We start from the raw sequence: 7,545 nt of genomic DNA, 5'->3' as shown, positions 1-7,545 counted from the left end.
GGCGGGGTACGACCATACATTTTAACTATTTGATGACTTCAGGAATATTATACTAGGGCTAAAGTGATGAAAGAGCGCTATAAAGCAATTGTTTCAGAGGCGGGAATAGTAGCTAGTTTCGATCAAAATAATATGATTATTGATTGGGCAAATCAACAACCACTAGCAAACCCAGTAACTTGTCTAGGTGATGGACATGATGGAGTCTGGAATATATTCAAGGAAATTAGTTGTGAACAGGACAGGAGAGAAATCTTAGATTGGTATCATCTGAATGAAAATCTTCAGAAGGTGGGTGGTTCAATGAAGCGGTTAAAGCAAGCCGAAACATATTTATGGCAAGGAAATGTCCCCAGTGCAATAGCACTATTCACAAAGTTAAAGAAAAAACCAGCAATTAACTTCTGTAAATATTTAGAAAAGCATCAAGAAAGAATTATTAATTATGAAGTTTTTCAGAGAGACGGGATTTGTTCAATTGGCTCTGGCGCAGTAGAATCAGGAATTAAGCAAATAGCTAGACGGATTAAAATATCTGGAGCAAGTTGGAAATCAGAACATGTTGGACAGGTATTAGCTCATCGATGTGCTTACTTAAACGGCTTAATTGGTAAATCACGAAAAGCTGCTTAAGTATTTTTACTCATCACAAAAGTGACACGCTCCCGGCAGACGGCAGACAGGCAACAGATTGAAGCAAAAGGATAAGAAATAAGTTCGCCATGTCCTACTCCTACTCGATGCAGGGTTTATCAGTAAGCCCTATTGACCTGACTGGGTTGTAGCCCAACATTCGGTAATAGAACCCCTGCTGGGTAAGGAGTTCGGCGTGAGTGCCAGACTCCTTAATCTCGCCCTCTTGCATCACAAAAATCAGATCGCAGTCTACAGCAGTTTCGAGTCGGTGCGTGACCAAGATAATGGTTCTTTTGCGACGTAGACGTTGCAGAGTCTCTAGTACCCACTGCTCGTGCTTCAAATCCAGCGCATTTGTGGGTTCGTCGAGGATCAGTATGGGAGCCTTAGTGACGATCGCCCGCGCAATAGCTAGCCGCTGTCGCTGTCCGCCCGATAGGTTCTGACCGCCCTCAGCGATTAAAGTATCATACTGCTCCGGCAAGGTTTCGATGAACTCGGCGGCCCCAGATTCAACTGCCGCCTCCCGAATATCGGAGAGCAGAGCGTCCGGGCGGCCGTAGGCGATATTCTCTGCGATCGTTCCGGGGAAAAGTGGGCTGCCTTGCGAGACGAGCGCCATGTGTTTGCGGACATCGGCAATTTTAAGGGTGCGGAGGTCAAAGCCGTCGAGGAGGACGCTGCCCGATGTCGGGTCGTAGAAGCGCGGCAAAAGATTGAGCAGCGTACTCTTTCCCGTCCCGCTAGGGCCCAAAAACGCCACCATCTGACCCGGCTCGATACTAGCACTGATGTTCCGCAAGACGGGTTGCCCAGAGTTGTACTCGAAACTCACCTCGGCAAGTGCTAGTGTGCGGGGATAAACGGGAAGCGATCGCGCATCAGGCTCATCTTTTATGGCAGGCGGCTCGTCAATAACAGTAAAGACGCGATCGCATGAAGCTACAAATGTCTGGATCTTAGTAGTGAACCCCAACACCCAACCTATCGGGTCCCAGAACTGCCCCAGGTACGCCATGAATACGAGCAAATCGCCGATGCTCACGCCGTTCGGCACCGGACGCAAGAACTGGTCGCGATAAACTAGGTATCCGCCGTAGCCTAAGATTACCCCGCTTCCCAAGGCGAAGACTACCTGAACCGCTAGCGGATAGAGGTTCTCTTGCCAATTGAGTCGCATGGATGCCTTGACACTGCGTTCGACCGCCTGCCCGAAGCGCCGCGACTCGGTTGCTTCTCGACCGAAGGATTGGATTAGCCCGATCGACTCTATAGCTTGCTGCATGGTTGAGGTCATCACCGCATCGGTCTGCTTCGACTCCAGGGCTCGACTTCTAATCCTTCCCTCGAAGTACCAATTCGCCAGTATTAGAAGCGGAGTGAACGAAAGCGCAAACACGGTGAGAAGGACGTGGCGCGACAGCATGATCCAGATCATCGCCGTCAGCGTCACCGATGCGGCGGTGGAACCGATGAGCGTATCGATCACCCCCCAGGGGCCGAGGCTGTCGTAGCTCAACCGATAGATTGCGTCACCCTGCGATCGGGAGCCGTGCCAGCCGAGACTCAGCGCCTGCATTTTGTCGTAGAGTTCGGTACGAACGCGCAAGGTTCCGTTGTACTGGATGCGGTAGTTCAACATCCTACGGAGCATAAAAACGGTCTCGCTCAGGATTCTAATAATCATCGCGACGAATGCCATTCCGAAAATTCGGTTCAGTGTGCTTTCACCGAACGGGGCAAGAAACAGCGTATGAATCCAGTTGGACTTCGGAGTTGGTGACAAAACCGTATCGACTAGAATCGCTATCGGCCAGGCGTTGAGAAGGTTGAAAAGCACCGATGCTCCGATCAAAAGCAAGAGCGTGACGATCAGCCATAAGTCTTTGCGGAAGTAGGAAATAGAGCGCAGGACGATCCGCACCAACCAATGTTGGTTAATTAACGGCATCACCATTTTTGGTGAATTCTTCTGGCTCTTTAAACGTGCTTTGAATGGAAAATTCATGGATGTGCTGAATGCCTCTAAGTAAGACAATGCACCAATTAGCAAGTTTCACCCCAGTCAGAGAAGCTAGAAATTAACTTTGGGTTTTAACCCCTGTTGTCAAACAGGGCAGATGGAATGTGAGATTATTGACTGGTGCAAGATGTAAGTATAGTTTCGTTGTTTAAGCGTAGCTAGATAGAAAGCGAAAGCGCGCATACTTCCTGGTGTGATGCGTCAGCGTTGCTTTGCCGAAAACGGTCGCAAAGTTGAGATTTTCTCAACTGTTCTAGCGGAACTTCCCCCCTGTGGTCGATCGCATCCAAGCAAAAACCCCATCAGTCAGGCAATAGGGCTAACGCCCTCGCCCAATAGATAACTACAATATTAGGAAACCTTCAGTAAATCCAAAGCTCTCTGTTGCAAAGGAGCCGGCATCGTCAGCTTGTCGAAACTAACTGAAACCAGACGCAATTTAGGCTATACTCGATTTTGAGCGATTGTCGATAAATTTGTTATTAACGTCCGAAAAATGTAAAGTGGAAAACTCTCAGAAGTACATTTTGTTGAAGCTTTCCGTTTTGCGGGAGTGGATGACTTAACTGGAACAAGCACTGACCCTGAATCAGAAGCATTCAACCACTCCTCATCCTCGAACAACGACGGACGGTAATCGTTGACACATATGCTCTTCTAAGTAATAAGCTAACACACATAAAAACAGGTGTGCAAGTACCACCATTCGTTGTATCGTTCGCAACAACACCCACAGCATCACTAATAGGGGAAACACTACCCACACAACCAACACAGGAAACTGCATTGCCAACTGCAACACCACCGGGGCCGGAAGCATTAGCATCAGAACCAGTTTCCATTCAATCAAAGGAGCCTAGCCTGATGAGCAAGCTGCAAGCAGTGGATAAAGAAGCGACAATTAGGTTTACGGTGGATATGTCCGTCGGGAGAATACCGTAAACTGTCGATATTGGCAGCCAGGAGGGGGCGCAAGAAAGTTGACTAGAGTGCGGGTGGTTAGTGCCAAAGATGTAATGATAGGAAAGTAGAGTTTCTTGTTGGTGTTTTCTAATCCTGCCTGCTTGCCCAACCTGTACGTCATGCCAAACGGTCAAAAATGGTCGCATCCACAACGGTAAACAACGGTTTAAATGCCATGAATGTGGGCGACAGTTGGCCGGGAGCATCCGCAGAAAAAAGTAATTGATTCAGCTTGCGCGTGAACTGATTGATATATTGTTGCTAGAACGGATTTCCCTAGCTGGAATTGCTCGTGCCACGCAGGTATCTGAGCAGTGGTTGCTTTCGCTACGTCAATCAGAAATATGCCCTGGTGTCTGGCAAAGTTCAGGTGGCACAAAAAAAAAGGGGAGACCTTATCCTTTTCTAAGTCCTGGGAAAATCACATTAGTGCCATTTGGTATTTCATTCATCACTACAACACATCATTACTTGTTTACCACTACCTAAAAAACAATGATTAAAATCTTACACCTTTCAGACATTCACATGGGCAGCGGCTTTTCCCACGGGCGAATTAATCCAGAAACTGGTTTAAATACGCGGCTGGAAGACTTCGCGGCGACGCTGAGCAAATGTATGGACAGAGCAATTTCTGAACCCGTAGATTTAGTCATATTCGGCGGCGATGCTTTCCCGGATTCGACGCCTCCACCGTTTGTTAAAGAGGCTTTTGCTTGCCAATTCAGCCGTTTGGTAGACGCGCAAATTCCAACGGTTTTGCTAGTAGGAAATCACGACCAACATTCTCAGGGACAAGGCGGCGCGAGTTTGGGGATATATCGGACTTTGGGGATACCTAAGTTTATTGTAGGCGATCGCCTGGACACTCACCTCATTCAAACCCGCAGCGGACCCGTACAGGTGGTAACATTACCTTGGTTGACTCGATCGACCTTAATGACACGTGCCGAGACTGAAAACCTTTCTATGGGCGATGTTAACCAATTATTAACCGAAAAACTGACGATCGCAATGGAAGGCGAAATCCGCCGCCTCAATCCCGACATACCAACCGTACTTTTAGCGCACTTAATGGCAGATAAAGCAAGTCTGGGCGCCGAGCGTTTTTTAGCAGTTGGTAAAGGTTTTAACATTCCCGTTTCCATGCTAACTCGCCCTTGTTTTGATTACGTTGCTCTCGGCCACGTTCACAAGCACCAAAATCTCAATGCTTCCAACAATCCGCCAGTAATTTATCCCGGAAGTATCGAACGAGTTGATTTTAGCGAAGAGAAAGAAGATAAAGGTTTTGTGTTAGTTAATTTGGAACGGGGGAAAGCAGAGTGGGAATTTTGTACTTTGCCAGTGCGCGTGTTTCAGACTATTAAAGTGAATGTTGCAGAATCGGAAAACCCGCAAGCTGAGTTAGTTAAAGCTATTGGCAAGAAGGAAATCCAAGACGCGGTTGTGAGATTAATTTACCAATTGCGATCGGAACAATTAGATTTAATCGACAACGGAGAATTGCACACACTTCTGGGCGAAGCGCACAGCTACACAATCCAGCCGGAATTAGTCAGTCAGTTAGCAAGGCCGCGGTTGCCAGAATTGAATGCTAATAATAGTATAGAACCCTTAGAAGCTTTGAAAACTTATCTCGCAAGTCGCGACGATTTGAAAGATGTTGCGGAGAGTATGTTAGAGGCGGCACAGGGTTTATTGGGCGGCGCGGAGGAAGTTTTGGTTGAATTTTAGTCAAGAATCGCCCATCTAATTACAAAATGATTTTGCTGCCCAATATTGTAGGGTGGGCATCCTGCCCGCCCTAAATATACTATTTAACTCCCAAAAATCTCACCCACCGCCAACCGAGTTCCATTCGCAAAATCCACCCCAGACTGCACCTTTTTCCCCGCCAACTGCACCTCCCGCAACAATAATAAACCATCACCCGTTTGCACGATCGCCCCCAACCCCTTCACAACCTTGACAACTTCCCCATTCGCGCCCGACAACTGATCCAAAACAGGCCATTCGCGTTCCAAAACTCTCAAATCCGCTGGCATTTGCAGCCAATATTCGGGCCCGACGGGCACAGTAGCTATCACCTTCAGAGAATTGCCACGAAAAGTCGTCGTGCAATCCGGGAAAAAGCCCCTAACTTGATTGTGAAGGGCGATCGCACTTTTCGACCAATCCAGCACATAATCCGCACTCTTAATCATCGGTGCGTAAGTCGCCTCAGCATCATTTTGAACAACAGCTTCAATTTGGTTGTCCCTCAATTTCACCAAAGTTTCCACCAACAAATCCGCCCCAACTTCTGCCAACCTATCCGCCAAAGAATCAGCATTATCCAACAGCGAAATACCAGCAAAAGCCTTCAATAGCATCGCCCCAGTATCCATCCCAGCATCCATCAGCATAGTAGTAATTCCTGTTGTCTTTTCCCCGTCAAAAAGACAGCGTTGAATCGGTGCTGCACCGCGATACTTCGGCAAAATTGAACCGTGAACGTTAACGCAAGCCAAACTAGGAATATCCAGAATTTCTTGAGAAAGAATTTGGCCATAAGCCACCACCACAAATATATCCGCCTCCGCTTCCCGCAATTTGGCAATTGTTTCCGCATCCTTCTTAATTCGGCGCGGCTGCCAAACCGGGAGACTATGATTTAAAGCCACATCTTTTACAGGTGAAGGCATCAATTGATTCCCTCTTCCCCGGCGTTTGTCCGGCTGAGTCACCACACCCACAACCTCAAATTCTGGGTGACTCAGCAAACTGGATAAAGTAGGAACAGCAAAATCGGGAGTGCCAAAAAAGACAATTTTCATAGATTGTTCGTTATTAGTAAGTAGTCGTCAGTCATTACTCATTAGTCATCAAGTAGGTAATGGCAAAAAACCCTAGTATATTATAGAGACTATTCAGCGCGTAGCAGCTATGATACAAGCTAGTTTATGAGTGTTTTCACCATCCGACTCATGTAAGGTTTATTTGTCAGATCAAATAATGGTAGTTTGCTCCTAGATTATACACTTCGACAAGAGTTCCGAGTTGTGCGATCGGCTAAAAAAAACTCGATTGATACTCAGGTGCAGCCCAACTCGAACGCTCAAAAGCAATGGGTTTAATAGACGCAACAACATTTGCATCCATTCTTCCCAAGTTAACTATAACTGTTCTACCCTAAGAATTATCATCTAATCTACCTTGGTCACTGCTAATCTCAATCCTATCATATCTCCTCGAACATGGAAAAACAGTCAAATCTTCTGCTTAAACTCAGCCGCAGCTTATTTGCCGACACCGCCGAACAAGAAAAGTTTATTCATGCCGTCACCAATCCCCAAGCCTTTAATCCTGCTATCTTGTGGGTGCAACCAAAACCACCAAAAAACCCATTTGATATCGAAATTCCCGTTTTTTGGCAACCGCACTTTGTAGATAGACTAGCCTTAGAATACCAACCGGGAAAACATTCCTTACATCAAGCTCGACATTACTACTGTCTCGACTTTTTCTCAATCTTCGCCGCCTCCACATTGTTAACAATATCCCAGTCAATAAAACTAATTTTAGATATGTGCGCGCCCCCCGGAGGAAAAAGTATATTTGCCTGGAAAACCTTAAAGCTAGAATTTCTGTTGTGCAACGAAGCCATAGGCAAACGCATGGGAAGGCTGAACTCTAATTTAAGACGCTGCCAAATTAACTCATCCGCCGCCACCAATGCCGATTCAAAAATACTTGCCGAAAAGATGCCACAAACGGCTAATTTAGTAATAGTAGATGCTCCTTGTACTGGTCAATCACTCTTAGCAAAAGGAGACAAAGCACCCGGCTGCTTTCATCATGTCACCTGACGGGGTGACAGGTTGCCTGAAAATCATACAGTCCGGCAATCCTAGACAAATCGCCTAGAAAAATATAGGGTA

Annotated in this window: 6 protein-coding genes and 1 pseudogene; 5 read left to right on the top strand and 2 right to left on the bottom strand. The window is 46.7% G+C overall.

Annotated elements, in window-relative coordinates; genetic code table 11:
- Positions 1–111: 111 nt before the first annotated feature.
- Positions 112–633 (top strand): annotated as a pseudogene (locus QUA25_RS28155) (ISKra4 family transposase); the annotation flags it as partial.
- 100 nt (positions 634–733) lie between these two features.
- Here the strand turns inward: QUA25_RS28155 and QUA25_RS28150 are convergent.
- Entirely contained in the window at positions 734–2,587 is a 1,854-nt protein-coding gene (locus tag QUA25_RS28150; protein WP_333042948.1) for an ABC transporter ATP-binding protein, read from the bottom strand.
- 858 nt (positions 2,588–3,445) lie between these two features.
- Here QUA25_RS28150 and QUA25_RS28145 point away from each other — a divergent pair.
- The 3 genes from QUA25_RS28145 to sbcD all read left to right on the top strand — a co-directional run bounded on the left by QUA25_RS28145 (position 3,446) and on the right by sbcD (position 5,359).
- Entirely contained in the window at positions 3,446–3,601 is a 156-nt protein-coding gene (locus QUA25_RS28145; protein ID WP_333042946.1) for a hypothetical protein, read from the top strand.
- A 111-nt stretch (positions 3,602–3,712) separates the two neighbouring features.
- A complete protein-coding gene (locus QUA25_RS29615; protein ID WP_445242257.1) occupies positions 3,713–3,844 on the top strand; it encodes an IS1/IS1595 family N-terminal zinc-binding domain-containing protein in 132 nt (43 codons plus the stop codon).
- Between the two features lie 273 nt (positions 3,845–4,117).
- Positions 4,118–5,359 (top strand): exonuclease subunit SbcD, encoded by a 1,242-nt coding sequence (sbcD, locus tag QUA25_RS28140; RefSeq protein WP_333042945.1) that lies wholly within the window; start codon positions 4,118–4,120, stop codon positions 5,357–5,359.
- Positions 5,360–5,442: 83 nt separating this feature from the next.
- Here sbcD and fmt read toward each other — a convergent pair whose 3' ends face one another.
- Positions 5,443–6,441 (bottom strand): methionyl-tRNA formyltransferase, encoded by a 999-nt coding sequence (gene fmt / locus QUA25_RS28135; RefSeq protein ID WP_333042944.1) that lies wholly within the window; start codon positions 6,439–6,441, stop codon positions 5,443–5,445.
- A gap of 420 nt (positions 6,442–6,861) precedes the next feature.
- Between fmt and QUA25_RS28130 the strand changes: the two genes are divergently transcribed.
- Positions 6,862–7,473, top strand: a complete 612-nt coding sequence (locus tag QUA25_RS28130; protein WP_333042943.1) for a hypothetical protein — start codon at positions 6,862–6,864, stop codon at positions 7,471–7,473.
- Positions 7,474–7,545: the final 72 nt, after the last annotated feature.

Source organism: Microcoleus sp. Pol17C6 (assembly GCF_036701145.1).
Classification (GTDB): domain Bacteria; phylum Cyanobacteriota; class Cyanobacteriia; order Cyanobacteriales; family Microcoleaceae; genus Microcoleus.
This window is presented reverse-complemented; position numbering and strand designations above follow the sequence as displayed.

Bases quoted from the DNA above. Each gene is read 5' to 3' on its own strand.
- QUA25_RS28150 (WP_333042948.1), bottom strand. From the start codon at position 2,587: ATGCCGTTAATTAACCAACATTGGTTGGTGCGGATCGTCCTGCGCTCT.
- sbcD (WP_333042945.1), top strand. From the start codon at position 4,118: ATGATTAAAATCTTACACCTTTCAGACATTCACATGGGCAGCGGCTTT.
- fmt (WP_333042944.1), bottom strand. From the start codon at position 6,441: ATGAAAATTGTCTTTTTTGGCACTCCCGATTTTGCTGTTCCTACTTTA.
- QUA25_RS28130 (WP_333042943.1), top strand. From the start codon at position 6,862: ATGGAAAAACAGTCAAATCTTCTGCTTAAACTCAGCCGCAGCTTATTT.